This window comes from Streptomyces sp. CB09001 (genome assembly GCF_003369795.1).
GTDB lineage: Bacteria > Actinomycetota > Actinomycetes > Streptomycetales > Streptomycetaceae > Streptomyces.
The window spans coordinates 4,890,394-4,916,609 of record NZ_CP026730.1 but is presented as its reverse complement, the minus strand read 5'-3'; the positions used below and the strand labels follow the sequence as shown (position 1 = coordinate 4,916,609).

The 26,216-nt window shown below is 71.9% G+C and carries 18 protein-coding genes and 1 pseudogene; 6 read left to right on the top strand and 13 right to left on the bottom strand.

Translation table 11 applies throughout. The features are described 5' to 3' along the window. Positions 1–152: 152 nt before the first annotated feature. The 4 genes from C4J65_RS23035 to C4J65_RS23020 form a co-directional block, all read right to left on the bottom strand. The gene (locus tag C4J65_RS23035) at positions 153–476 is read right to left on the bottom strand and encodes a hypothetical protein (RefSeq protein WP_115744098.1); all 324 of its coding nucleotides are present in this window, start codon (positions 474–476) and stop codon (positions 153–155) included. Next, positions 473–841 carry a WhiB family transcriptional regulator gene (locus C4J65_RS23030; RefSeq protein ID WP_003973786.1) on the bottom strand — a complete coding sequence of 123 codons (369 nt, stop codon included), beginning with the start codon at positions 839–841 and terminating at the stop codon, positions 473–475. The genes C4J65_RS23035 and C4J65_RS23030 overlap by 4 nt, the downstream gene beginning before the upstream one ends. A gap of 175 nt (positions 842–1,016) precedes the next feature. Beyond that, positions 1,017–1,349: a hypothetical protein gene (locus C4J65_RS23025; RefSeq protein WP_162833303.1), complete on the bottom strand. Its 333-nt coding sequence runs from the start codon at positions 1,347–1,349 to the stop codon at positions 1,017–1,019. Positions 1,350–1,513: 164 nt separating this feature from the next. After that, entirely contained in the window at positions 1,514–3,724 is a 2,211-nt protein-coding gene (locus C4J65_RS23020; RefSeq protein ID WP_205351052.1) for an ATP-dependent DNA helicase UvrD2, read from the bottom strand. Between the two features lie 195 nt (positions 3,725–3,919). Here C4J65_RS23020 and C4J65_RS23015 point away from each other — a divergent pair, with 195 nt between their 5' ends. After that, positions 3,920–4,177, top strand: a complete 258-nt coding sequence (locus tag C4J65_RS23015) for a mycoredoxin (RefSeq protein ID WP_115744095.1) — start codon at positions 3,920–3,922, stop codon at positions 4,175–4,177. 67 nt (positions 4,178–4,244) lie between these two features. Here C4J65_RS23015 and C4J65_RS23010 read toward each other — a convergent pair whose 3' ends face one another. Continuing rightward, the gene (locus C4J65_RS23010) at positions 4,245–5,081 is read right to left on the bottom strand and encodes a M55 family metallopeptidase (RefSeq protein ID WP_115746590.1); all 837 of its coding nucleotides are present in this window, start codon (positions 5,079–5,081) and stop codon (positions 4,245–4,247) included. A 415-nt stretch (positions 5,082–5,496) separates the two neighbouring features. Here C4J65_RS23010 and C4J65_RS23005 point away from each other — a divergent pair, with 415 nt between their 5' ends. Beyond that, on the top strand, positions 5,497–5,862 hold the full coding sequence (locus C4J65_RS23005; protein ID WP_240330495.1) for a hypothetical protein: 366 nt from the start codon (positions 5,497–5,499) through the stop codon (positions 5,860–5,862). A 10-nt stretch (positions 5,863–5,872) separates the two neighbouring features. Continuing rightward, positions 5,873–6,088, top strand: a pseudogene (locus tag C4J65_RS36780) (GNAT family N-acetyltransferase); the annotation flags it as partial. Between the two features lie 288 nt (positions 6,089–6,376). On the opposite strand, the gene nudC reads toward C4J65_RS36780, so the two are convergent. From nudC to C4J65_RS22975, 5 genes are all read right to left on the bottom strand, one after another. After that, the gene (gene nudC, locus C4J65_RS22995; RefSeq protein ID WP_162833301.1) at positions 6,377–7,321 is read right to left on the bottom strand and encodes an NAD(+) diphosphatase; all 945 of its coding nucleotides are present in this window, start codon (positions 7,319–7,321) and stop codon (positions 6,377–6,379) included. 158 nt (positions 7,322–7,479) lie between these two features. Continuing rightward, complete coding sequence (locus C4J65_RS22990; RefSeq protein WP_115744094.1) at positions 7,480–8,892, bottom strand: dipeptidase; 1,413 nt, start codon at positions 8,890–8,892, stop codon at positions 7,480–7,482. 10 nt (positions 8,893–8,902) lie between these two features. Then, entirely contained in the window at positions 8,903–12,460 is a 3,558-nt protein-coding gene (locus tag C4J65_RS22985; RefSeq protein WP_162833300.1) for an ATP-dependent DNA helicase, read from the bottom strand. A 157-nt stretch (positions 12,461–12,617) separates the two neighbouring features. Beyond that, the gene (locus C4J65_RS22980) at positions 12,618–16,100 is read right to left on the bottom strand and encodes an ATP-dependent DNA helicase (RefSeq protein ID WP_115744092.1); all 3,483 of its coding nucleotides are present in this window, start codon (positions 16,098–16,100) and stop codon (positions 12,618–12,620) included. Between the two features lie 266 nt (positions 16,101–16,366). After that, positions 16,367–16,774, bottom strand: a complete 408-nt coding sequence (locus tag C4J65_RS22975; protein WP_275898166.1) for an MGMT family protein — start codon at positions 16,772–16,774, stop codon at positions 16,367–16,369. Between the two features lie 185 nt (positions 16,775–16,959). On the opposite strand from C4J65_RS22975, the gene C4J65_RS22970 reads away from it, so the two are divergent. From C4J65_RS22970 to C4J65_RS22960, 3 genes are all read left to right on the top strand, one after another. Then, positions 16,960–19,755: a lysylphosphatidylglycerol synthase domain-containing protein gene (locus C4J65_RS22970; RefSeq protein ID WP_115744090.1), complete on the top strand. Its 2,796-nt coding sequence runs from the start codon at positions 16,960–16,962 to the stop codon at positions 19,753–19,755. Between the two features lie 79 nt (positions 19,756–19,834). Continuing rightward, entirely contained in the window at positions 19,835–21,385 is a 1,551-nt protein-coding gene (locus C4J65_RS22965) for an alpha/beta fold hydrolase (protein ID WP_115744089.1), read from the top strand. A 141-nt stretch (positions 21,386–21,526) separates the two neighbouring features. Next, entirely contained in the window at positions 21,527–23,068 is a 1,542-nt protein-coding gene (locus C4J65_RS22960) for an alpha/beta hydrolase (protein ID WP_115744088.1), read from the top strand. Positions 23,069–23,139: 71 nt separating this feature from the next. Here C4J65_RS22960 and moeZ read toward each other — a convergent pair whose 3' ends face one another. The 3 genes from moeZ to C4J65_RS22945 form a co-directional block, all read right to left on the bottom strand. Next, positions 23,140–24,318, bottom strand: a complete 1,179-nt coding sequence (moeZ, locus tag C4J65_RS22955) for an adenylyltransferase/sulfurtransferase MoeZ (RefSeq protein ID WP_115744087.1) — start codon at positions 24,316–24,318, stop codon at positions 23,140–23,142. A 63-nt stretch (positions 24,319–24,381) separates the two neighbouring features. Then, complete coding sequence (locus tag C4J65_RS22950; RefSeq protein ID WP_115744086.1) at positions 24,382–25,131, bottom strand: spherulation-specific family 4 protein; 750 nt, start codon at positions 25,129–25,131, stop codon at positions 24,382–24,384. Continuing rightward, positions 25,119–26,177: an NAD-dependent epimerase/dehydratase family protein gene (locus tag C4J65_RS22945; RefSeq protein ID WP_115744085.1), complete on the bottom strand. Its 1,059-nt coding sequence runs from the start codon at positions 26,175–26,177 to the stop codon at positions 25,119–25,121. Before C4J65_RS22945 ends, C4J65_RS22950 begins: the two co-directional genes overlap by 13 nt. Positions 26,178–26,216 lie beyond the last annotated feature (39 nt).

Genomic DNA, 26,216 nt, shown 5'->3' with positions numbered 1-26,216 from the left:
ACCGATCCGCTGGTCCACCGATCCACTGATCCACCGATCCACTGATCCACCGGAGCCGAACGCGGCGTGGGGGCCGGTCCGTTCGGACGGACCGGCCCCCACGGGCGGAGCAACGGTCTCCCGACGGGAGACCGTTGCTTCAGGTGTGTCGGTTACTGCATGACCGCCATGGCCAGCGCACGCCGGGCACGCATCGAGGCGCGCTCCGCCCGTCGCTGCATCCGGCGAGCGGTCGCCAGGCGCAGCGCCCGGCGTTCCTGCTCGGCCTCGTGCAGGCGGTCGTGCATATGCGCACGTGCCAGGGCTTCTGGGATGAGTTGCATTTCACGGGTCCTGTTCTGACGCGAGTCCTTCGCGTCACTGGTGGTGAAGTCTTCAGGCGTGGTGCCTGCGATGTCGTGGGTGGACGGCTTCATCGGGGCCTGCTTCTGGGGGTCGTACGTGAGGGGGCGGTCGATCGTTCCTGCGGTGTTCATGCCGAAACCGGGTTCTTGCGCGGGCGACCACGGGGCCGCTTCCGGGCGACGACGACACCCTGGACGAACAGCTCGCCACCCCAGACGCCCCAGGGCTCACGCCGCTCCTTGGCACCGGCGAGGCAGGCCTCGATCAGCGGGCAGGTGCGGCAGAGGGACTTGGCGTACTCCACGTCCGCGGGCGACTCGGCGAAGAAGACCTCCGGGTCGTAGGAGCGGCAGGGGACGGGTACGCCGAGGTTCTCGATGGCGTCGTCGAGCGCGGTGAGCGCGGTGAGCGGGGTCAAGGTGGAGTCCTCCGTGGAACAGGGCTTGGGGATCGTGTCGGAAGGCGGTACGGACGGGGCGTGCGCTTCGAGTTGCACGGGTGGTCTTCCTCGTCTGTTCGTTCCGGCCGGTTGACCGGGTAGCGGCTTGGTACCGGGTTCTTTTCTTGTCCCGAGGCTCCTTCGTGCTGTCGCCCCCGTTCGGGGACAAACAGAAGGGCCGCGGATCCCGGGTGGGGTTCCGCGGCCCTGAAGGCGCCGGCCTGATCGGCGATCAGGCTGGATCACTCCAGGGTTCTGGCCCACGGAAGGCCCACATCAGGTGGTGCTGCGTCGTCTGCTTCCGGAATCCGGCACCGGTCGCGGTAAAGGCATAGGCCTGCGCCTGTGCCGCTACTGCTGCTTCCAGTGCCTTGGTCGGTCGCTCATTGCGCTCCCGGACGGGAAGGCCCGCGGGAGCGGCAGTGGCGGCAGCCGGACGCACGGCACGAATGCCGGACAGACCGGTGCCCGAGTGAGAAGCGCCGAGCGTGCACAGGGAGACGGCCGAGCGATCGGTCATTTTGGCGGTGGAGCTGACGATGAAGCTGCTGTTGATGCTGATCACTGGACTCGCCTCCTCTCGGCGTCTCGGGGGACTGGGACGAACCAGTCCGCGGATATGCAAGTACAACACGGATTCAGGGCCTCCGGGAAGGCCGCTGTTCCCGTGACCAAGAACCTATGGGGATTCCCGGGGCATGCGCAAACTATTTTTTCGACGAGTTTGTATCAGTCGTCCCCGTCAAGCCCCACACCTTCCTGGCCTGCGCAGATGGCCAGGACGTCGGCCCCGTAGCGATGGAGCTTGCGCATCCCGACCCCCGGGATCCGGGCCAGCTCCCGCTCGTCCTCCGGGACGGACTCGGCGATCGCCATCAGGGTCTTGTCGGTGAAGACGCAGAACGCGGGCTGTCCGCTGCGTCCCGCCTGCACCGCCCGCCACTCGCGCAACCGCTCGTAGACGCCCTCGTCCATGTCCGACGGGCATCCCTCGCAGCGCATCAGCTTCATCTCACCGGCGTCGGTGAGCGTGCGTCCGCAGACCCGGCAGCGGGCCGGCGTCCGCTGGGCCCGTCTCGGCGCGGCGGCCACGACGCCACCACCACTGCCGCTGCGGAACCCGCGCTCCACGCCCCCGGCTCCGCCGGCGGCCGTCTGCCCGCCCGCCGTGCCCGAACCGGGCCGCAGCCCCTTCAGAAACCGGCTGGGCCTGCGGTTCGGCCGACTGCCGGGGGACCGGGCCAGCGCCCAGGACAGGTGCAGGCGTTCGCGCGCGCGGGTGACACCGACGTAGAGAAGGCGGCGCTCCTCCTCGATCTGTTCGTCGGTCTTTGCGTAGGTGATCGGCATCATGCCCTCGGCGACGCCGACCAGGAACACGACGTCCCACTCCAGGCCCTTGGCAGAGTGCAGTGAGGCGAGGGTGACGCCCTGCACCGTCGGGGCGTGCTGGGCGCCCGCTCGCTCGTCGAGTTCCACGATGAGGTCGCTCAGCGTGGCTCCCGCTCTGGCGGCGGCGAAGTCCTGGGCCAGGCCGACCAGGGCGGCCAGCGACTCCCAGCGCTCCCGGACGGCGCCCGACCCGGCCGGGGGCTCGGTCGTCCAGCCCTCCCCGGACAGCACGGCGCGCACCTGCGACGGCAGGTCGACGACGTCGTCGAGGAGGGAGTCGTTGCCGCCGAAGCGTGCGGCGGCCCGCAGGGCACTGCCGGCCTTGCGCACCTCGGGCCGGTCGAAGAAGCGCTCCGCGCCCCTCAACTGGTACGGGACCCCGGCGTCGGCGAGCGCCTGCTCAAAGGTCTCCGACTGGGAATTGGTACGGAACAGGACCGCGATCTCGGCGGCCGGGACTCCCGAGTCGATGAGCTCGCGGATGCGGCGGGCCGCGCCCTCGGCCTCGGCCGGTTCGTCGGCGTACTCGGCGTAGACGGGCTCGGAGCCCGCGGGCCGCTGGGAGACCAGCTCCAGACGGTGATCGGCGGCCCGGCCCCGGGCCTGGGCGAGCAGGCCGTTGGCCAGGTGGACGACCTGGGGAGTGGAACGGTAGTCGCGGACCAGCTTGACGACGGTGGCGCCGGGGTGGCGGCCGCGGAAGTCGAGCAGATGGTCGGGGGTTGCTCCCGTGAACGAATAGATCGTCTGACTGGCGTCGCCGACCACGCACAGGTCGTCGCGGTCCCCGAGCCACAGCTCCAGCAGACGCTGCTGGAGCGGGCTGACGTCCTGGTACTCGTCGACCACGAAGTGCTGGTACTGGGCGCGGACCTGCTCGGCGACATCGTGCCGGTCCTGGAGGACGGCCACCGTCAGCAGCAGCACGTCCTCGAAGTCGATGACGGAGCGCGCACGCTTGAGGTCCTCGTAGGCGGCGTACAGCTGCGCGATCTCCGCCGGGTCGCGGGGCGCCGCACGGCCGGCCTTGGCAGCCGCCGGGGCGTAGTCGGCGGGCACCGTCTGGGTGACCTTGGACCACTCGATCTCCGCGGTGACGTCGCGCAGCTCACCCCGGTCGAGGCGGATGCGGCAGGCGGCGGCCGCGTCGGCGACGAGCTGGATCTTGCGGTCGACGAGCCTGGGCAGGGAGCCGCCGACCGCTTTCGGCCAGAAGTACTGGAGCTGCCGCAGCGCCGCCGAGTGGAAGGTGCGGGCCTGCACACCGGAGGCACCGAGCTGGCGCAGCCGACCGCGCATCTCGCCGGCCGCACGGTTGGTGAAGGTGACGGCGAGCACGGTGGAGGGCTGGAGTATCCCGGCGCGCACCCCATAGGCGATGCGGTGGGTGATCGCCCGGGTCTTGCCCGTACCGGCTCCCGCCAGCACGCACACCGGGCCGCGCAGGGCGGTCGCCACCTCGCGCTGCTCGGGGTCGAGCCCTTCGAGCACCGCGTCGGCCGATTCCGGTACCTGCGGGAAGAGGGTGGAGTGCGTTGCTGCTGTCACACCGCCATGCTGCCAGGTCTCGCGAGACGGATGAGCCGGTTGTCCACAGGCACGCACCGATAGTCGTATCAATGCGACAGGTGTCGCGCGGTGGCACCGCGCGACGGGAATGCTCACGCCGCCGCGGACGTTCACCTCCTGCGACCTCATCCCAGAGCCGCCACTTCCCCGAGTCGCCGAAGGAGCACGAAAGACATGTCGGGCACCGTGACGATGTACAGCACCACGTGGTGCGGCTACTGCCGTCGGCTGAAGAGCCAGATGGACCGCGAGGGCATCGCGTACACCGAGGTCAACATCGAGCAGGACCCGGAGTCCGCCGCGTTCGTGGAGAAGGCGAATGGCGGAAACCAGACGGTGCCCACCGTTCAGGTAGTTCCCTCCAGTGGTGGCCCTGAGGTCGTGATGACGAACCCGAGCCTTGCCCAGGTGAAGCAGGCGCTCGGCGTCTGACCAGGGAGTAGGCATACGAGACCCCGCCCAGGGATCATGGGCGGGGTCTCGTCGTCGTACGACCGCCTCAGCAGTACGGCTGCTGGTCGGTCAGTGACGCCGCTACTCGCATGAAGACACCAAAGAGTCGGTAGAGCTGGTGAACAGGCCCGGTCACTTCGACGGTGCGCGAGTCTCGCAGGCTGACTCCGGGAATCGCTTCGAGTTGGCTGGCAACGGTGGCCGACTGCCACCGCACCGCCAAGGTCGCTGCGTCTTCCGTGCCGGGCAGCCCTGAGCGAGGTTCTGCGCGACGCACCCCCTCGGCGGCGGCCTCCTCGATTGCCTTGCGCGCTTCGATCGCAGGCCTCAGGCGAGCGCTGAAGCGATCCCTGGCGTACTTCACGGGAGCCGTGACGACCTGCGCGTCCCAGGCTGTCACCTCATCGCAGGCCGCGTCGTCGCCGGAAAGCATCACCACGGGCACCCCCAGTGCAGCGGCCGTGGCATGCGCGAATCCGATCTCTCCCATGGGCTGGCCGTCCAACCACATGTCCTCGATCTCGTGGCCCATGTAGCTGTGGCTGAGCACGCCCAGGGCGCCGGCACGTGAGTGGTAGCCGACACACAGCACCGCATCGAAGTCACCGTCCAGGCCTTCGAGCATGCCCATCCGCTTGGGCTTGCCCCTGACCAACTCCGCCTCGGGGTGCATCTGATCCGCGAGCAGGTTCCGCATGGAGCTGTGGGCGTCATTCACCAGAACCCGCGTGGCACCAGCCGCGAGCGCGCCACGCACGGCAGCGTTCACGTCCTCGGTCATCATGACCCGACCGTGCTGGTAGTCCTGCCCTCCGGCCTGGACATCCTGTGCGCCCACCAATCCGGTGACGCCCTCCATGTCAGCGCTGATGTATACCTGCACGCCGCTGCCTCCGCTCCGGCCGTCGACCGCCGAGAACTCGATGATCACAACATCCGCATCATCTCGGTGAGGCTCCCCACAAGTCGAGAAAACCTCGGCCGACGGATTTCCTGTTCCGGAAAGCTCTGGTTCTTGACCATGCTCCTCGATGGTCGGGAGTGGCTGCGTTCGTTTGTTGCGACAGCGGTTGTCGATGAGTTTGGGCAGCACTTACCGATCTTCGGCGCGTTCGTTGTTCAGCGGATTTGACGGCGGCCGGGAGTGAGAGGCGGGGTGACGGTGACGGCCGGGCGCTGCGCCGCTGAGTTAGCGACCGCTTCGGCGGCCAAGGGGTCCCACGCGGGTATCCTGCTGCGGGAGTTGCAGGTGACAGGTACGAGCGGACTCAGTTTCAGTCGGGGGCAACGTGGTGCGCGTGCTTAAGGCGGTACTTCCGGTCCTCGCCCTGGTGGCGGTGACGGCCGGGTGTTCCTCGTCCGAGGGCGGGGACGAGCAGTGGCTGACCGCGCAGCGGAAGAACTACTGCACGCAGCTGGGGACGTGGCAGAAGGCGCGGAACGCCGCGGGCACGGACACGCCGGAACCGTCAGGGTACGACGAGGTCGGGGCCGTCGCTCAGGGTGCCTTCCTCGCGATGCGACCGCTCCGGGATGAGACCGTTGGCGGAGGCCGCACCTTGGCGGAGGCGACGGTGGCAGCGATGAACAACGGTGATTCCGAGGCGGAGGGCCGCGTTGTGCAGTACTGCGAAGATGTCGGCTTCGAGACGCTGACCCGCTAGCTAGGTTTGGATCACGACAATCACGTATGGGTGCCGGGGCGACGTCGACACCTCGGCTCTCAGCAAGCTGCATGCCGAACGGTGCGATCATCCGGTCGGACAGACGGCCTGGTGTGCAAGGCTTCAGCGGCACAGCCTCGGCTGGGGCTGTGCCTGGGAGCGTGATCGTTTGGCCGGCTTCGTTCGCGTCGCCTGGGACGGCGGCGTCCATGCGTTCGTCCTGGACGCGCGGACGCGAGCGATGTCCTGAGCGGTGGGTACGCCTTGCTCGTTCAACAGTCGGCAACGGCCGAGAACCTCGGCTTCTCGATGAAGCGCCGGATCATCTCGATCAGCGTCGGGCCGTACTCGGGGTCGAGTTCGAGGGTGAAGCCCGCGTCGCCCTTCACCGCTCGGCGTCCGAACGGAACAAGGCCACCCGGCGCGTAGCCGGTCGGCGGACAGCACGACGAGAGGGGCGGCCCTCCCCCGACGGGGACGGCCGCCCCTCTCGTGGCGTCTACGGCGTGGTGGCTCAGAAGGCGCCGCGCGTCGGCAGTGGCCTGCCGTACCAGAGCTCGATGAGGCGGGCCGCGATCGAGATGCCGTAGGGCGGCAGGACCTCGCCGGACTCGAAGGCGGCGCCCAGCTCCTCGCGGGAGAACCAGCGGGCCTCGTGGATCTCGTCGCCGTCGACGTTGATCGCGGTCGAGGTGGCGTGGGCCATGAAGCCGAGCATCAGGCTGGACGGGAAGGGCCACGGCTGGCTCGCGACGTACTCGACCGGGCCGACGGTGACACCGACCTCCTCCTGGACCTCGCGGCGCACCGACTGCTCGATGGACTCGCCGGGCTCCACGAAACCGGCGAGGGTCGAGAAGCGGCCCTCGGGCCAGTGCACCTGGCGGCCGAGCAGGATGCGGTCCTCACCGTCCGTGACCGCCATGATCACCGCGGGGTCGGTGCGCGGGTAGTGCTCGGCGCCGCAGGCGGGGCATCGGCGGATGTGGCCGGCCGCGGCGATGACGGTGCGTTCTCCACAGCGGGAGCAGAACCGGTGCAGGCGCTGCCAGTTCTCCAGGGCGACCGCGTGGGCCATCAGCCCGGCGTCGCGGGGGGACAGGAGCAGGCCGGCCTCGCGCAGGCCCGCCGGGCGCGCGGACTGGTCCATGCGTCCGGGCAGGGAGTCCTTCTGGAGGGCGAAATAGCTGGTCCCGTCCTCGTCGGTGCCCAGGAAGTAGCGGTGTGCCTCGGTGAGCGGGGCCTCGAACGAGGGGGTCATGACGAGTTCGGTGGCCCCGTCGGGCGTCTCGTCGATGAGGACCTGGCCGCCGGAGACCACGAAGCAGCGCGTCGAGGGGTGACTCCACGCCGCCGCGAGCCAGGCCTCGTCGAGGCGGTGGTGGGCGGCGCGGTCGATGCCGCTGGGGGCGGTGAGCGAGATGGGACGGTCGGCGGTGTGGTCGGTCCAGGTGGTCACGGGTGCTTCCAACTCCCCCGGTGAGCGGTTCGGTTCGGCAGGCGGTTTCAGCGGTTCGTACGGCGGGTGGTGACCCGGTCCGGGGGCTCGGCGGTGCGCGGCGGCCTCTCCAGTGTGCCGCGCGCGATGCCGGTCGGTCCCCGGACCGTGCCCGGCGCTCAGGGCGCGTGACGCCAGTACTCCCCCAGGTCGCCCCAGAGGTGGGCGGAGGTTTCGACGCCCTTGAGGAGCAGATCCAGTTCCACCTTCTCGTCGGGGGCGTGCCAGCCGTCGGACGGGACGGAGATGCCGAGGAACAGCACCGGGGCGCCGAGGACCTCCTGGAGGTCGGCGGCCGGTCCTGAGCCGCCCTCGCGGGTGAAGCGGACCGGTTTGTCGAAGGCCCGTCCCATCGCGCGGACGACGGACCGCAGCGCCGGGTGGTCCAGCGGCGTCAGGCACGGGCGGGTGGCGGAGCCGAAGGTGACCTCGCAGCGGATGCCCGCGGGCACCTGCTCGGCGGCCCAGGCGCGGACGGCCTTCTCCACGTGGTCCGGATCCTGGCCCGCGACGAGGCGGAAGGAGAGCTTCACCATGGCGGACGACGGAATGATCGTCTTGCTGCCGGGGCCCTGGTAGCCGCCGCCGATGCCGTTGACCTCGGCGGTGGGGCGGGCCCAGATGCGCTCCAGGGTGGTGTGTCCGGCTTCACCGTGGGCGGCGTACGACTTGGCCGTGCGCAGCCACTGCCGCTCGTCGAAGGGCAGCTCGGCGAAGAGCTCGCGCTCCCGGTCGGTGAGGTCGGCCACTCCGTCGTAGAAGCCGGGTATCGCCACGCGCGCGTGCTCGTCGTGCAGGGCGGCCACGAGGCGGGCGACGGCGGTGGCCGGGTTGGGGACGGCGCCGCCGAAGGACCCCGAGTGGATGTCCTGGTCGGGGCCGTGCAGCCGGATCTCGCACTCGGCGAGGCCCCGCATGCCGGTGCAGACGGTGGGGGTGTCCTCGGACCACATGCCGGTGTCGGAGACGACGACCGCGTCGGCCGTGAGCCGCTCGGCGCGCTCCTCGACGAGGGCACGGAAGTGCGGGGAGCCGGATTCCTCCTCGCCCTCGATCAGCAGTTTGAGGTTCACCGCGGGAGCGGTGCGGCCGGTGGCGGCGAGGTGGGCGCGGACACCGAGTGTGTGGAAGAACACCTGCCCCTTGTCGTCGGCCGCCCCGCGCGCGTAGAGGCGGTTCTCGCGGACGACGGGGTCGAAGGGGTCGCTGTTCCAGCCGTCCTCGCGGGTGGCGGGCTGTACGTCGTGGTGGCCGTAGACGAGGACCGTCGGTGCCTGCGGGTCCCCGGAGGGCCACTCGGCGAACACCGCGGGGGCGCCCTGGGTCGGCCAGACCTCCGCGGTCGGGAAGCCGGTCTCCTTCAGCTTGGCGGCGAGCCAGTCGGCGCTGCGGCGCACATCGGTCGCGTGGTCGGGCTGGGCCGACACGGACGGGATGCGCAGCCATTCGACGAGGTCGTCGAGGAAGGCGGCGCGGTGGTGCTCGATGTACGTGCGGACAGCGCTGACAGCATTGTCAACGGGGTGGCTCATGCTTACGAGCCTATCGGCCCGCGCGGACACCCCGGTCGTGCGGTTCGTCACCGACCGGCTCGGCCAGCAGCAGCTTCTCGAGCGCCGCGCGGTCCGGCAGCCCCTCGGGCCGCACGACCTCGCCGGTGCGTACGTACAGGAAGGCGGCCGTCACCGAGGCGAGCGGTACATCCTGCTGTTCGGCCCAGGCGACGCGGTAGAGCGCGAGCTGGAGCGGGTCGGCGGTGGCGGCGCGGTTGGTCTTCCAGTCGACGATCTCGTACGTCGCCGTGTCGCCGTCGCCCTCCTTGTAGACGGCGTCCATGCGGCCGCGTACGACCCGCCCGGCCAGTGAGAGCTGGAACGGCGCCTCGACACGGAACGGTGTGCGGCGGGCGTACTCGGTGCGCTCGAAGGCGTCCTTCAGGAACTCCAGATCGTGGTCGTCGGCGATCTCGGCGTCGCCGCCGGGCAACTCCTCCGGTTCGAGCAGGGGCAGGGTCAGCGGTTCGAACCGGGCCTCCACCCAGGCGTGGAATCGCGTGCCGCGGCGGGCGGCGGGCTGGGGCGGCCGGGGCATGGGGCGGGCCAGCTCCTGGGCGAAGCCGTCCGGGTCGGCGGCCAGACTCAACAGCTGGGAGGCGGTCAGCGACGCCGGAAGGGGCACTTCGGTGACGCTCTCGCGGGCGCGCAGGAGCTCTCCTGCGAGCGCGTCGAGGTCGCGGTCCCAGGAGGCGACGGCGCGGGCCTCCTCCGGCGTGAGGCGAGCGGGGACGGGTGCGGGTGCGGTGCCTCGCGGCTGTTCGGGGGGCGGCGCCTGGTGCGGGACGGTGGTGCGGTCCTGCCGGGCGGCGGTGCGGTCCTGCGGGACGGTGGCGCGGTCCTGCGGGGCGGTGGGGCTCTCCTGCGCGGTGCGGGCCTCCCCCGGGGCGGCGGGGCGGTCCGTGGTCCACGTGTCCCAGTCGGCGGGGTCCCCGGCCCAGCCGGGATCCGCTTCCTCCGGGATTACCTCGTCGTCCTCCGGGGGCGGCGGCCAGTCCGGGTCGTCGTGGGCGGCGGGAACGGAGGGGAGACCGTCGTCCTGGGGGGCGAGTCTGTCCAGGTGGGCAAGGACCGTCTCGGCGGCGGCCCGGCGTCGGGCGAGTGCCGCGTCGTCCAGGGGCAGGGGCCAGACCTGGTCGGCGGTCGCCCGGTGCAGGGCGGGGTTCTGCTCGTCCTCCGCCGGTTCGTCCGCCCAGATCTCGATCTCGCCGTGTCCGGCCGCGCAGTGCTCGTACAGGGCCGTGAGGAAGTCGGACGGCCCCCGGGGCTTCTTCTGGCTGGGCCCCCACCAGTGGCCGGAGCCGAGGAGCAGGGAGCGGGGGCGGGTGAAGGTGACGTAGCCGAGGCGGAGCTCCTCGGTGTGCTGGTGGTCCTTCATGGCCTCGTGGAAGGCCTTCAGACCGCGGGCGTCCCAGGAGGCGACGTCGGGCAGGGTCTCGGCGTCGCCGCGCAGGCCGTGCGGCAGCACCTTGCCCTGGGCGGTCCACTTCTCCCGGCCCTGACCGCTGGGGAAGGTGCCGGTGACGAGGCCGGGCACGGCGACGACGTCCCACTCGAGGCCCTTGGACTTGTGCGCGGTGAGCACCTTGACGGTGTTCTCGCCGCCGGGCAGCGCGTTGTCCAGGCCCTTCTCGTACTGCGCGGCGGTGCGCAGGAAGCCCAGGAAGGCGAGGAGCGTGGCCTCGCCGTCGCCCGCGGCGAAAGACGCGGCGACGTCGAGGAAGTTCGACAGGGTCTCGCGGCGGCGGGCCGCCAGGGCGTGCGGGGACGCCGACAGCTCGACCTCCAGGCCGGTGACGGCGAGGACGCGGTGCAGGACGTCCATGAGCGGGTCGGACAGGGCTCGGCGCAGCTCGCGCAGTTCGGTGGCGAGCCGGGCGAACCGCACGCGCGCGTCCGCCGAGAAGGGCAGCCCGTCATCGTCCCCGGTGCCGTCCAGCGGCGTCTCCAGGAAGGTGTCGAGGGCGTCCGCGAGCGATATCACCTCGGACGGGTCGACCCCCTCGACGGCCTCGGCGAGCCTCCGGTCGGGGTCGTCGTCGCCCTCCACGCGCGCGTGGCTCACCAGCAGCCGGGCGCGGCGGCCCAGGAGGGCCAGGTCGCGCGGGCCGATGCGCCAGCGCGGGCCGGAGAGCAGCCGGACCAGGGAGGCGTTGGCGCCCGGGTCCTGGAGGACTTCGCAGACGGCGACCAGGTCGGCCACCTCGGGCAGGTGCAGCAGCCCGGACAGTCCGACGACCTCCACGGGAACGTCACGGGCCACCAGCGCGCCCTGGATCTCGGCGAAGTCGGTCGCCGTGCGGCACAGGACGGCGATCTCACCGGGCGCCTTGCCGGTGCGCACGAGGTGGGCGACGGAGTCGGCGATCCAGTCGATCTCCTCGGCGTGGGTGCGCAACAGGGCGCAGCGGACCATTCCGTCGCGTTCGGCGCCCGGGGCGGGCCGCAGGGCCTCCACGCCCGCGTGCATGGCGCGCAGGGGCTCGGCGAGGCCGTTGGCGAGGTCGAGGAGGCGGCCGCCGCTGCGGCGGTTCTCGCTGAGCGCCTGGCGGACCGCGGGCCGTCCGTCCGCGTGGGCGAAGTGTTCGGGGAAGTCGTCGAGGTTGGCGACGGAGGCGCCGCGCCAGCCGTAGATCGCCTGGCAGGGGTCGCCCACGGCGGTCACGGGATGGCCGGTGCCGCCGCCGAACAGGCCTGCCAGGAGGATGCGCTGGGCCACGGAGGTGTCCTGGTACTCGTCCAGCAGCACGACCCGGTAGTCGTCGCGCAGGACGCGGCCCACCTCGGGGAGTCCGGCGAGCTGCGCGGACAGGGCGATCTGGTCGCCGAAGTCGAGCAGGTCCTGCCGGCGTTTGGCGGCCCGGTAGCGGATCACCAGGTCGGCCAGTTCACGGCGGGCGGCGGCGGCTTCGGGGACCTTGCGCAGGTCGGCGTTGCTGAGCCGGACGCCCTCCAGGATGTCCAGGAGGCCGGCGTCCCAGGCGCGCAGGTCTTCGGGGCGTACGAGGTGCTCGGCCAGTTCGCCGTCGAGGGCGAGGAGGTCGCTGACCAGGTCGGCGAAGGACCGGGTGAGCGCCGGGTAGGGGCCGGGGGCCTCGCGCAGGACCCTCGCGGCGAGCTGGTAGCGGGTGGCGTCGGCGAGCAGGCGGGAGGTCGGCTCCAGCCCGAGGCGCAGACCGTGGTCGGTCAGGAGGCGGCCCGCGAAGGCGTGGTACGTCGAGATCGCGGGCTCACCCGGCGGGTGGTCCGGGTCGATCACGTCCGGGTCGGTCACGCCCGCCCTGATCAGGGCCGTACGGACGCGTTCGGCGAGTTCGCCGGCGGCCTTGTTGGTGAAGGTGAGCCCGAGGACCTGCTCCGGGGCGACCTGGCCGGTGCCGACGAGCCACACCACGCGTGCCGCCATCACCGTCGTCTTGCCGGACCCGGCTCCGGCCACGATCACCTGCGGCGCGGGCGGCGCGATGATGCAGGCCGTCTGCTCGGGGGTGAAGGGGATGCCGAGGAGCTCCTTGAGCTGCTCGGGATCGGTGATGTGGGCGGGCACGTCAGAGAGGCTAGCTGCGGCCACTGACAGCCGGGGGCCCGATGTCCTCTCGGCGCAGGGGAAGCGCAGGTCAGCGCCTGTGGTGCGACGTGTCACACCAGCCCCCGGCCGCGGTGGCTCCGGTCCGGCCGCACGCCCCGGTCACCCGTCCCGTCGCTCACTCCACGACGTGCCGCCCCTCGGGGCGAGCGCTGCACGACGCGCGGAACGAGCAGTGGGCGCAGTGTTGGCCCGCGGTCGGGGTGAACCGTTCGTCGAGGACCTTGCCGGCGGCAGTGGCCAGCAGGTCCCCGACCCACTCGCCCTCCGGCCCGTCCTGCGACTCCTGTGCCTGCACCTTGGGCAGGGTCTCGCCGCCGTCCCGCTTGGGCGCGCCCTGGCGCAGGTGGACGAGCTCGGCGCCGCCCGGTTCGGGACGCACGCCGTCGAAGGCCTCGTCGACGGCGCCCTCGCGGACGGCGAGCTGGTACACGGCGAGCTGGGGGTGCCGGGCCACCTCCGAGGACGTGGGCGCCTGCTTGCCGGTCTTGAAGTCCACGACATAGGCGCGGCCGTCGCCGTCGGCCTCCACGCGGTCCATCTGGCCGCGGATGCGCACCTCGTAGTCGCCCGCCTCCAGGGTCACGTCGAAGTCGTGCTCACTCGCCACCGGGGCGCGCCCGGCGCGGTCCATGACGTGCCACTTCAGGAAGCGTTCCAGCGCCACGCGCGCGTTGGCCTTCTCCTGGGCGGACTTCCACGGCGCGTCGAAGGCGAGCGCGTTCCACACGGAGTCCAGACGTTCCATGAGGACGGCGAGGTCGGCCGGGGTGTGTCCGGAGGCCACCTCGTCGGCGAGCACGTGCACCACGTTGCCGAAGCCCTGGGCGGCCGTAGCGGGCGCGTCGGCCTTCACCTCGCGGCCCAGGAACCACTGCAGGGCGCAGGTGTTGGCCAGCTGGTCCAGGGCACTGCCGGAGAGCGTGACGGGCTGGTCGCGGTCGCGCAGGGGCACCTTGCTCTCGGTCGGATCCCACATGCCCCACCAGCGGTAGGGATGCGCGGACGGCACCAGGGGACGGCCGTCCTCGTCGGTCAGGGCGGCGAGGCGGGCCAGACGGCGCGCGGCGGCCTCTCTCAGCGGCTCGGAGACGCGGGGGTCGACGGTGGTGGCGCGCAGTTCCGCGACGAGCGCCGCGACGGCGAGGGGGCGGCGCGGGCGGCCCGTGACATCGACGGGTTCGACGCCGAGTTCGGTCAGGAAGCGGGACGGCTGGTCCCCGTCGTCGGCCGGTGCCTTCACCGCGGTCACCACGAGCCGTTCGCGCGCGCGTGTGGCGGCCACGTAGAAGAGACGGCGCTCCTCGGCGAGCAGGGCTCCGGGCGTGAGGGGTTCGGCGAGTCCGTCGCGGCCGATCCGGTCGGCCTCCAGGAGGGAACCGCGGCGGCGCAGGTCCGGCCACAGGCCCTCCTGGACGCCGGCCACGACGACGAGCCGCCATTCCAGTCCCTTGGAGCGGTGCGCGGTCATCAGGCGGACGGCGTCGGGACGCACCGCACGCCGCGCGAGCGTGTCGGCCGCGATGTCCTCGGCGTCGACCTCCTCCAGGAAGTTCAGGGCGCCCCTGCCGCCGGTGCGCTCCTCCGCGCGGGCGGCCGTCGCGAACAGGGCGCACACGGCGTCCAGGTCTCGGTCGGCGTTGCGTCCGGCGGCGCCGCCGCGCCTGGCGGAGCGTTCCAGTCGGGTGGGCCAGGGGGTGCCGTCCCACAGGTCCCACAGCGCCTCCTCGGCGCTGCCACCTCCTGCCAGGCGCTCGCGTGCCTTGCGGAGCAGCGCGCCGAGCCGCTGGGCGCCGCGCGCGTAGGCGGGGTCGTGCACGGCGAGCCTCTCCGGCTCGGCCAGCGCCCGCGCGAGCAGCTCGTCGGAGGGCGGCGGCAGCGGGTTGCCTGCGGCGCGCTGCTCGTCGCGCAGGGCACGGCCGAGGCGGCGCAGGTCTGCGGCGTCCATCCCGGCGAGGGGGGAGGTGAGCAGGGTGAGGGCGGTCTCGGTGGACAGCCAGCACGGCTCGTCCGCGCGGTGCTCGTTCTCACCGCGCGGGGGCTTCGTCTCCGTGTCTCCGCCACCGTCTACGTCTGCGATGGCGTCGTCGCCGTGGTCGTCGCGCTGGTCGTGGTCGCCGAGATAGTCATCGGCATCGGCAGGCGGATCGGCGTCGGCCTCGCGCCCGACCGTCCCGGGCTGCTCCCCCGCCCAGGACCCGGTGTCCGCCTCCGCCACCGCCACCGCTCGCAGCGCCGTCAGCAGGGGCGCCACCGCGGGCTCGTGGCGCAGGGGGAGGTCGTCGCCGTCGATGTCCAGGGGGACGCCGGCCGCGGTGAGGACCCGGCGGAGGGTGGGGATGGTGCGCGAGCCGGCGCGTACCAGGACGGCCATGTCGCGCCACGGGACTCCGTCCTCCAGGTGCGCCCGGCGCAGGATGTCGGCGATGTTGTCCAGTTCGGTGCCGGAGGTCGGATACGTGTACGCCTCGACCCGCCCGCCGTCCCGCACCGCACTCAGCTCACGGTGGGCGCGCACCTTGTCGGCGGGGAGGCGGGTCAGTGGCATGCGCCGGGTCAGCAGCCGGGTGGCGGCCAGCAGGCCGGACCCGGACCGGCGTGCGGTCCGCAGTACCTCGACCGGCGCCGGCCGGCCGTCCGCGCGCGGGAAGGCGGTCGGGAAGTCCAGGATGCCGTTCACGTCCGCGCCTCGGAAGGCGTAGATCGACTGGTCGGGGTCGCCGAGGGCGACGAGGGTGCGCCCTCCGTCCGCCAGCGCGTGCAGCAGCCGTACCTGGGCCGGGTCGGTGTCCTGGTACTCGTCGACGTACACCGCGTCGTACTGGCCGGTCAGGTGTGCGGCGACCTCGGGACGGCGGGCGAGGAGCACCGCGCGGTGGACCAGTTCGGCGTAGTCGAGTACGCCCTGGAGATCGAGCACGTCGAGGTACTCGGCGAGGAAGACGGCGGCGGCGCGCCAGTCGGGGCGGCCGATGCGGCGGGCGAAGGCCGCGAGCGCGTCCGGGCCGAGTCCCAGTTCGCGGCTGCGGGCGAGCACCGCGCGGACCTCGTCGGCGAAGCCTCGGGTGGTCAGGCAGGCGCGCAGCTCGTCGGGCCAGCGCACATGGGCGAGCCCGAGCCGCTCCAGGTCCACCTGCCCGGCGAGCAGCTCGCGCACCGTCACGTCCTGCTCGGGGCCGGACAGCAGCCGCAGGGGCTCCACGAACAGGTCGCTGTCCTGGTGGGCGCGGACCAGGGCGTAGCCGAAGGAGTGAAAGGTCGTCGCCCGGGGCGCACGCGCGGCGCCGATCCGCAGCGCCATCCGGTCGCGCAGTTCGACGGCCGCCTTGCGGCTGAAGGTGAGCACCAGGATGCGCTCGGGGTCGCCGCCCCTGGCGATCCGGTCGGCCACCGACTCGACCAGGGTGGTGGTCTTCCCGGTGCCCGGCCCGGCCAGGACGAGCAGCGGTCCGGACCGGTGGTCAACCACGGCGCGCTGTGCGGCGTCCAGACGAGGGGGGTCCGTGCGAGCCGGCGGGGTACGCACCAGTCGGTAAGCGCCACGGCTCCCCCGTCGCACCTGGGGGTGCGACGGGTGCCCGGTGGAGGAAGAGGAGCTCACGTGGTTCGCCGGTCCTGGTGGGTGTGCTGGTGGGCCGTCCGCGCCGTGGGCGGGGCGGTGGCCGCGGAATGAGGGGCACGCGTGCGGCCGACGCTACGCCGGGGGACGAGACGGAAGCGGCGCTTCCTCTTCTTCCCTCGGGTCACTCGCGGCACGAGCGCCCCCTGCCCCACGAACGTACGTCATGCCACGGACATGCCCGAAGTGCGTGGTTTACCTCATACGGATCACACGTCGCACATCGGCCGGTCACATGGCGGAAGCTGTCAGGTGTGACCCTGTGCGCGTCCGCCGTGCCCCTGTGGGCGTCCGTCGCCGTCCCACCGCGCCCGCTTCAGGTCGAGGCGCGGCAGATGCCCCTCGGCGGACCTGCTCGCCTCCTTCAGGGGCGTGCCCTCCTCCCGGTAGCGGCCGAGCACCTCCAGCTCGTGGCCCGCGAGGAGGACCCCGTCCGCGCGGACCACACGCCACCAGGGGACGCCTCCCCCGTAGAGGGACATCACCCGGCCGACCTGGCGGGGTCCCCCCTCCTCCAGGTACTCGGCCACGTCGCCGTAGGTCATGACGCGGCCCGGCGGGATCAGTTCGGTCGTGTCGAGGACCCGCTCGGCGTACTCGGGCAGCGCGTCCGGGTTCTCCGGACGGACGCCGTCCGGAAGGCTCTGCTCGCTCATCCGCCCCATCCTGCCGCACCCGGCCGACAACGCGACGCGCTCCCGAGGGCCCGCGTCCCTCGCCCACGAGCGGCGCTTCGGGCAGACTGTGCGGCCCGCACGGGCACCCTGATGCCTGCCGAGGCCGACGCGGCATGCCACCATCGTGCGGGCGGTGACCAGTGATACGAGAGCAAGAAGAGGCGATGAAGCAGCAGGGTGTGCACCCCGAGGACGCCGAGGGCACCTCTGACGCTTCGTCGCGCCCGGACACCGCGGACGCCGACGACGGGGAGGCCGGTGAACGGGTGACCGAAGGCCCCTCGGCGACGGCCGCCGACCCCGACGACGTGGCGCACATCGACGAGGTCGAGGGCGACGAACCACTGCTCCCCGCGCGCGTGCACCGGCCTTCCGACCTGGTGCGCCTCCTGGTGGGCGTACTCGCCGTCGCCGTACTCCTCGCCATCGCCGCCTTCGCGCACGGCACCACGTCCGGTCTCGAACAGGACATCAACAAGGGCACCGGGCAGGCCCCCGACCTGCTCATCAAGATCGCCGGGCTGGCCTCCAGCATCGCGATCCTCCTGGTGCCCGTCGCGTTCGCGATCGAGCGGCTGATCAAACGGGACGGTCTGCGGATCGCCGACGGCGTGCTGGCGGCGGTCCTCGCGCACGGGGTGACCCTCGCCACCGACCTGTGGGTCGCCAAGGCCGCTCCCGGCTCCATCCAGGAGGCGCTCACCCAGCCGTCCCCGGGCGACATCCACGCGCTGACCGACCCCGTGCACGGCTACCTCGCCCCGGTCATCGCGTACATGACGGCCGTCGGCATGTCCCGCAGACCCCGCTGGCGCGCGGTGCTGTGGATCGTGCTGCTCCTCGACGCCTTCTCGATGCTCGTCACGGGCTACACGACGCCGTTCTCGATCATCCTCACCGTCCTCATCGGCTGGACCGTCGCCTACGGCACCCTCTACGCCGTCGGCTCCCCCAACGTGCGCCCCACCGGTCGGACGCTGATGGCGGGCCTGCGGCACGTCGGCTTCCGGCCGGTGACCGCCGCCCGGCAGGAGGCACCGTCCGACAACGTCGAGACCGGTGACCGCGGACGCCGCTATTTCGTCACGCTGGAGGACGGCCGGCCGCTCGACGTGACGGTGGTGGACCGCGAGCAGCAGGCGCAGGGCTTCTTCTACCGCGCGTGGCGCAATCTGACCCTGCGCGGCTTCGCCACCCGCAGCAGCCTCCCTTCGCTGCGGCAGGCGCTGGAGCAGGAGGCGCTGCTCGCCTACGCGGCCATCGCGGCCGGCGCCAACGCGCCCAAGCTGATCGCGACGTCGGAGCTCGGTCCCGACGCCGTGATGCTCGTCTACGAGCACACCGGCGGGCGCTCCCTGGACTCGCTGGCCGACGAGGAGATCACCGACGACCTGCTGCGCGGGACCTGGGAGCAGGTACGGGCCCTGCAGTCCCGGCGCATCGCGCACCGCCGGCTGGTGGGCGACGCGATCCTGGTGGATCGTTCCGGCACGGTGATCCTCACCGACCTGCGCATCGGTGAGATCGCCGCCGGCGACCTGCTGCTGCGCATGGACATCTCCCAGCTCCTGGTGACGCTCGGCCTGCGGGTCGGTGCCGAACGCGCGGTCGCGTCGGCGGTGGGGGTCCTCGGCCCCGACACGGTGGCGGACTGCCTGCCCATGCTCCAGCCCATCGCGCTCAGCCGTTCCACGCGCGCGACCCTGCGCAGGCTGGCGCGGGAACGGGCCCAGCGCGAGCGCGAGGCGGTGCTGGAGTCGTCCCGGCAGGCCAAGCTGGCCCGCGCAGAGGCGGCCGGTCACGACCTCACGAGCCGCACGTCGGAGCAGACCGACCAATCCGCCCAGCCCGACCGGCCGGACAAGACCGACCGGCCGGACAAGAAGGCCGTACGTGCCGAGCAGCGGGCCGAGAAGCGGGCCGTGGACGAGGCCATCGAGGAGGCCCGCGAGGAGGACCTGCTCACCCAGATCCGCCACGCCGTGCTGCGCATCAGGCCGCAGGCGCCCGTCGAACCGGCCCGGCTGGAGCGGGTGCGGCCGCGCACGCTGATCAGCTTCATCGCCGGCGCGATCGGCGCCTACTTCCTGCTCACCCAGCTCACCCACATCGAGTTCGGCCCGCTGATCTCGAACGCCCAGTGGGGCTGGGTGGCCGCGGCCGTGCTGTTCTCGGCGGCAAGCTATGTCGCGGCGGCGATGTCGCTGCTGGGCTTCGTGCCCGAGAGAGTGCCGTTCCTGCGGACCGTGGCCGCGCAGGTCGCCGGGTCGTTCGTGAAGATCGTCGCCCCCGCCGCGGTCGGCGGCGTCGCCCTGAACACGCGCTTCCTGCAACGCGCGGGCGTGCGCCCGGGACTCGCGGTGGCGAGTGTCGGCGCGTCCCAGCTGTTCGGGCTCGGCTGCCACATCCTGATGCTGCTGTCCTTCGGCTATCTGACCGGCACCGAGAAGACACCGTCGCTGTCGCCGTCCCGGACGGTCATCGCGGGCCTGCTGACGGTGGCGGTGCTGGTGCTCGTGGTGACGTCGGTGCCGTTCCTGCGCAAATTCGTCGTCACGCGCGTGCGGTCGCTTTTCGCCGGGGTCGTGCCGCGCATGCTGGACGTGCTGCAACGGCCGCAGAAGCTGATCACCGGTATCGGCGGCATGCTGCTGCTCACCGCCTGTTTCGTGATGTGCCTGGACGCCTCGATCCGCGCCTTCGGCGACGAGTCGTCGTCCATCAGCCTGGCCAGCGTGGCGGTCGTCTTCCTCGCGGGCAACGCGCTCGGGTCCGCAGCGCCGACACCCGGTGGTGTGGGCGCGGTGGAGGCGACACTGACGGTGGGTCTGATCGCCGTCGGTCTGCCCAAGGAGGTCGCCGCGCCCGCGGTGCTGCTCTACCGGCTGCTCACCCTGTGGCTGCCGGTACTGCCGGGCTGGCTGGTCTTCAACCACCTCACGCGCAAAGAGGCGCTGTAACCGGCTGGGTGAGGGGGCTCCGTACCTCGTACGGCCCTGGCCCCGCGCGGGTGCTCGCGCGCGACCGCACGATGGACGCATGCCGAATCCCTCCCGGCTGCGCGCCGCCGCCCTGACCGCCACCGCCGCCGCGCTGTCCGTCCTGCTGGCGGGCTGCGGCGGCGGGTCGCAGGAGGACGACGAGGACCTGACGGGGCAGAAGCTGCACTGGCAGGACTGTCCGGCACCGTCCGAGGCCGAGGGCGGCGGCGCCGCCCCCTCCCCGCTGCCGAACGGCGACGCGTGGCAGTGCGCCACCATGAAGGCGCCGCTCGACTGGGACGACCCCGAGGGCGACACCATCGGCCTCGCGCTGATCCGGGCCGAGGCCGACGGCGCGGCGGACCGGCGGATCGGCTCACTCGTCTTCAACTTCGGCGGTCCGGGCGGATCCGGCGTCACCACGCTGCCCGCGTTCGGCCAGGACTACGCGAAACTGCGCACCCGCTACGACCTGGTCAGCTTCGATCCGCGCGGCGTCGGCCGCAGCGACCCCGTCGAGTGCCTGGACGACGAACAGCTCGACACCTACTTCCAGCAGGACGCCACCCCCGACGACCGGGCCGAGCGCACCGAGTTCGTGGACAATACGGAGGAGTTCAACACGGCCTGCGAGAAGCACTCGAAGAAGATCCTTCCGCACGTCCGCACGACCGACGCCGCCCGCGACATGGACCTGATGCGCCAGGTACTCGGCGACGACAAGCTGCACTACTTCGGCATCTCCTACGGCACCGAACTCGGCGGCGTCTACGCCCACCTCTTCCCCAAGCACGTGGGCCGCGCCGTCTTCGACGCGGTCGTCGACCCGACGCAGACCGCGGAACAGGGCTCGCTGGGCCAGGCCAAGGGTTTCCAGCTGGCGCTCGACAACTTCGCCGAGGACTGTGTCTCGAAGGTCGAGGACTGCCCCATCGGGGACACGGCCGAGGACGTCGAGGCGCGCATCGCCCGCCTGTTGAAGGACCTCGACCGCAAGCCGATCCCGGGGGTCTTCCCCCGCGAACTCACCGAGACCGCCGCGACCGGCGGCATCGCGCAGGCGCTGTACTCGAAGGACTTCTGGGAGTACCTCACCGAGGGCCTGGAGCAGGCGTACGACGGGGACGGGCGGGTCCTCATGGTGCTGTCGGACGCGTTGAACGGGCGCAACGAGGACGGCGAGTACAGCAACATCACCGCAGCCAACGTCGCCATCAACTGCGCCGACGACAAACCGCGCTACGACCCCGCGTACGTGGAGGACAAGCTCCCCCAGTTCCGGGACGCCTCCCCGTTGTTCGGCGACTACCTCGCCTGGTCCATGCTCAGCTGCACCGACTGGCCGGTCGCCGGAGCCGCCGACCATCCGGACGTCCACGCGCCGGGCGCGGCGCCGATCCTGGTGATCGGCAACACCGGCGACCCCGCGACGCCCTACGAGGGCGCCGGCAGGATGGTGGACGCGCTCGGCGAGGGCGTCGGCGTCGAACTGACCTACAAGGGCCAGGGGCACGGTGCCTACGACAGCAAGAACAGGTGCGTGCAGGACGCGGTGCACGGCTACCTCCTCGACGGAAGGGTACCGGCGGCCAAAACCGTGTGCTCCTGACCGCGGACGCCGCCACAGACTGGCCGAAATAGCAGGTCGGAGCGTTATCCACAGGCGTCGGCGGGCGCTGCCCGCGCCACCTACCATGGCAGGAACGCCATCCGCCGCACGGCGCGGACGGCTTGCCAGGGGGGAGAGGACATGGCGCGTCTCGTCCGGTGGACGGCTCTGACGGCCGCCGCCGCACTACTGACGGCGGGCTGCAGCGGCGGCTCGTCCGACGAGGACAAGGACGGCGGGGGCAGGAGCAGCGCGGGGCCCTCCGCGGCGGCACCGTCCGGAGTGCCACAGGCGCTGGCGTCCCAGACGCTGGACTGGTCCCGTTGCGAGGGCACCGCCGATGCCCCGGCACCGGACGGCGACTGGCGGTGCGCCACGCTCAAGGCGCCCCTGGACTGGTCCGACCCGGACGGCGAGACGATAGATCTCGCGCTCATCCGGTCCGGGGCGAGCGGGGACGACCGCATCGGCTCCCTGCTGTTCAACTTCGGCGGACCGGGCGGTTCCGGCGTCTCCATGATGCCGTCCTACGCCGACACCGTCTCCTCCCTGCACGAGCGGTACGACCTGGTGAGCTGGGACCCGCGCGGGGTCGCGGCCAGCGAGGGCGTCCGGTGCCGCACCGACGAGGCGATCGAGGCCGCCGAGTCAGTGGACTCCACGCCGGACACCCCTGCCGAGGAACAGGCCTACCTCAAGGACGCCGCCGACTTCGGCAAGGGCTGCGAGAAGGCCGCCGGCAAGCTCATGGAACACGTCTCGACCACGGACACCGCCCGCGACATGGACCTGATGCGGCATGTCCTGGGCGACGAGAGGATGCACTACTTCGGCATCTCCTACGGCACCGAGCTCGGCGGCGTCTACGCCCACCTCTTCCCCAGGCACGTGGGACGCGTGATCCTCGACGCGGTGGTGGACCCGACCGCCGACACGATGGGCCACGCCGAGAACCAGGCCAGGGGTTTCCAGCGCGCGCTGGACGACTACCTGGAGTCGACCGGGCAGGAACCCGAGCAAGGGTCGCGGAAGATCGCCGACCTGCTGGATCGGCTGGATGCGGAGCCGCTGCCCACGTCGTCGCCGGGGCGGGAGCTGACGCAGACCCTCGCGCTCACCGGCATCGTGCTGCCGCTGTACAGCGAGAGCGGCTGGCCGGCCCTGACCAGTGCGCTGAAGGCGGCCGAGGAGGGCGACGGCTCGGAGTTGCTGGCGCTCGCCGACGGCTACAACGAGCGTGATCCCTCGGGGCGCTACGGCACGACGACCCACTCGCAAAGGGTCATATCGTGCCTGGACGACAAGCAGCGGCCGACCGCGGAGGAGACGAAGAAGCTGCTGCCGAGGTTCGAGGAGGTCTCGCCCGTCTTCGGCTCCTTCCTCGGCTGGGACACGGCCGGGTGGTGCCACGACTGGCCGGTGGCCGGTCAGCACGAGACCCCGGAGGTGAGCGCGCCCGGCGCGGCCCCGATCCTGGTGGTCGGCAACACGGGCGACCCGGCCACGCCCTACGAGGGCGCCCCCAGGATGGCGGATGAGCTGGGCAAGGACGTCGGCGTGGTGCTGACCTGGAAGGGCGAGGGGCACGGTGCCTACGGGAGCGGGAGCGACTGCGTCGACTCCGCGGTGGACGCCTACCTGTTGAAGGGGACGGTGCCGAAGGACGGCAAGGTCTGCTCGTGACGGCGGCGGGGGCTTCGGGCACCTGCGGTGCGCGAAACCCTCGCCGTCCGGGAAGCGGGTCGGAGAGCCGGTCAGTAGACGGGCTTCTCCGGTTCGACCTGGTTGACCCAGCCGATCACGCCGCCGCCGACGTGGACGGCGTCCGAGAAGCCGGCGGACTTGAGGACCGCGAGGACTTCCGCACTGCGGACACCCGTCTTGCAGTTCAAGACGATCTTCTTGTCCTGCGGAAGGTTCTCGAGGGCCGAGCCCATGAGGAACTCGTTCTTCGGGACCAGCCGGGCGCCTGGGATGGAGACGATCTCGAACTCGTTCGGCTCGCGGACGTCGATGAGTTCGATGTTCTCGCCGTCGTCGATCCACTCCTTGAGCTGCTTGGGAGTGATCGTGGAGTCGGCGGCGGCCGCCTGGGCCTCCTCGGACACGACGCCGCAGAAGGCCTCGTAGTCGATGAGCTCGGTGACGGTCGGGTTCTCGCCGCAGACCGCGCAGTTGGGGTCCTTGCGGACCTTGACCTGGCGGTAGGTCATCTCCAGGGCGTCGTAGATCATCAGGCGGCCGACCAGCGGCTCGCCGATGCCCTGGAGGAGCTTGATGGCCTCGTTGGTCTGGATGGAGCCGATGGACGCGCACAGCACGCCCAGCACGCCGCCCTCGGCGCAGGAGGGGACCATGCCGGGGGGCGGGGGCTCCGGGTAGAGGCAGCGGTAGCAGGGGCCGTGCTCGGACCAGAAGACGGAGGCCTGGCCGTCGAAGCGGTAGATCGAACCCCAGACGTAGGGCTTGTTCAGCAGCACGCAGGCGTCGTTGACCAGGTAGCGGGTCGCGAAGTTGTCCGTGCCGTCGACGATCAGGTCGTACTGGCTGAAGATGTCCATCACGTTGTCGGCCTCGAGCCGCTCCTGGTGAAGGATCACCTCCACCAGCGGGTTGATGCCCTGGATGGTGTCACGGGCGGACTCGGCCTTGGGCCGGCCGATGTCGGCCTGGCTGTGGATGACCTGCCGCTGCAGGTTGGACTCGTCGACCTCGTCGAACTCGATGATGCCGAGCGTGCCGACACCGGCCGCCGCCAGGTACATCAGCGTCGGCGAACCGAGGCCGCCCGCGCCCACGGCGAGCACCTTGGCGTTCTTCAGCCGCTTCTGCCCGTCCATCCCCACATCGGGGATGATCAGGTGGCGGGAGTACCTGCGGACCTCGTCTACGGTGAGCTCGGCGGCCGGCTCGACCAGGGGTGGCAGCGACACGGGGACTCCGTTGGTCGGTCAGTGATTACGGTTGTTCTGCAAGTAACACTGCCACGGCCTTTTTCATTCCGAGACACCTGTCCCGACCCGCGAGACGATTTCGTCCCAGTAGCCGGGCATCGTCTCCCAGGGGTCGGCCCGGCCACCCCGGTCCGTGCGGTCGGTGAAGCAGATCGTCGCGGCCCCCTGCCAACGGGCGATGCGCAGCGCCTCCTCCAGGTGCCCGCGCGGCAGACCGTGCACGAAGTGGCAGAAGCGCTCGGGCGGATAGTCCGCACTCCACTCGGCCACCTGGGACCAGCGGTAGTCGGCCCAGGTGCCCGAGAAGGTGACGAGTTGGTCGGCGTTCTCGGCGTATCCGGGGAAGGGGTGGGTGCCGTGGCCGAGGACGATGTGGGCATCGTCACGGATCGCCCGCAGGGTGGTGACCGTGCGGCGGACTTCGGGGAGGGCGGCCCGGTCGGAGGGGCAGTGGGCGAGGAGGAACCCGTCGACCTGGTACCAGTCGAGGAATCGGTGGGCCTCGGAGATCTGCTCGCCGAGGCTGCGGGCGCCGTAAGCGGCGTCGAGATGACCGAGGACGCGGATGCCCGCGTTGCGCAGTCGGCCGACGGCCTCCAGACATCGCGGGTCGGGGTGCGCACCGGGACCGTCGGCGATGTTGAGGACGACCCAGTGCAGCGGGGTGCCGGGGCAGGTGAGGCCGGCCCACTCGTCGGGGGCGACGAGGGGGTGGGCCAGCCCCGGGACACCGAGGCCGGTGCGGACGCCGGTGCTGGCGAGACCTGCTTTGGTGCTGGTCAGATACGACATGCCGCCTCCATCCAGATGTCGGCGAGGGACTCTTCGAGGGCGATCCGGGGCCGCCAGCCGAGCCGGTCGCGTGCGGTGCGCACATCGGCCTGCTGCCAGCTGCCGCAGCCGTCGGGGTACGGGTGGGGTGCCGGGGCCGCGTGCTCGGGGTCGGTGCGCTCGCCGCGGCTCTGGAGGGGGTCCGGGCGGTGATGGCCGAGGGCCTCGCTCCGGTGGTGCCCGAGGGCGTCGACACGGTGGCCGAGGGACTCGGTGCGGGGGTGGCCGATCGTGGGCCGCAGAGCGCCGGGGAGTCCGTCGAGTTCGTGCAGGGACCCGCCGTAGCCGGCGACCCGGGCAAGGGTGGCGGCGGCGTCGCGCAGGCGGACGGCGCGGCCGGAGCCGATGTTGATGACGCCCTGCGCGGCGGAGAGCGAGGCGGCGTGCACCGCTCGCGCGACGTCGCGGACGTCGACGAAGTCCCGCTGGGCGCCGAGGCCGCCGAGCCGGAGTTCGCCGTCGCCGGACTGCATCGCGCGGCGCATGGCCTCCGCGAGCCGGCCCAGCGGGGAGCCGGCGGGCGTACCGGGCCCCGCGGGCGAGAAGACCCGCAGGACGACGGCGTCCAGACCGGAGCCGAGGACAAGTTCGGTCGCGGCGAGTTTACTGACGCCGTAGGGACCGCCGGGGCGGGGCACGGCGTCCTCCGCGGTCGAGGAACCGGGCTGGCTGGGTCCGTACTCCGCGCTGCAGCCGACCTGCACCAGGCGGGCGCCGCAGCCGCTGCGGCGCAGGGCCTCGCAGACGGTCGCGACGGCGACGGTGTTGTGCCGGGTGAGCTCGCGGGCGCCGCCCCGGGTGGCGCCCGCGCAGTTGACGACCACTCCGGGATGGACCGCGTCGAGGAAGCGGGTGAGGGCGCCCGGGCTTCCGGTGGCGAGGTCGAAGCGGACGTCGGCGTCGTCGCCGCGGCCGAGGGCGGTGAGCTGGACGGCGGGGTCGGCGAGCAGACGGTCGGCGACGAAGCGGCCGATGTAGCCGTTGGCTCCGATCAGCAGGACTCTCATCGGACGGCTCCCGGTGCCGAGGCGTCGGGTCGGGAGGTG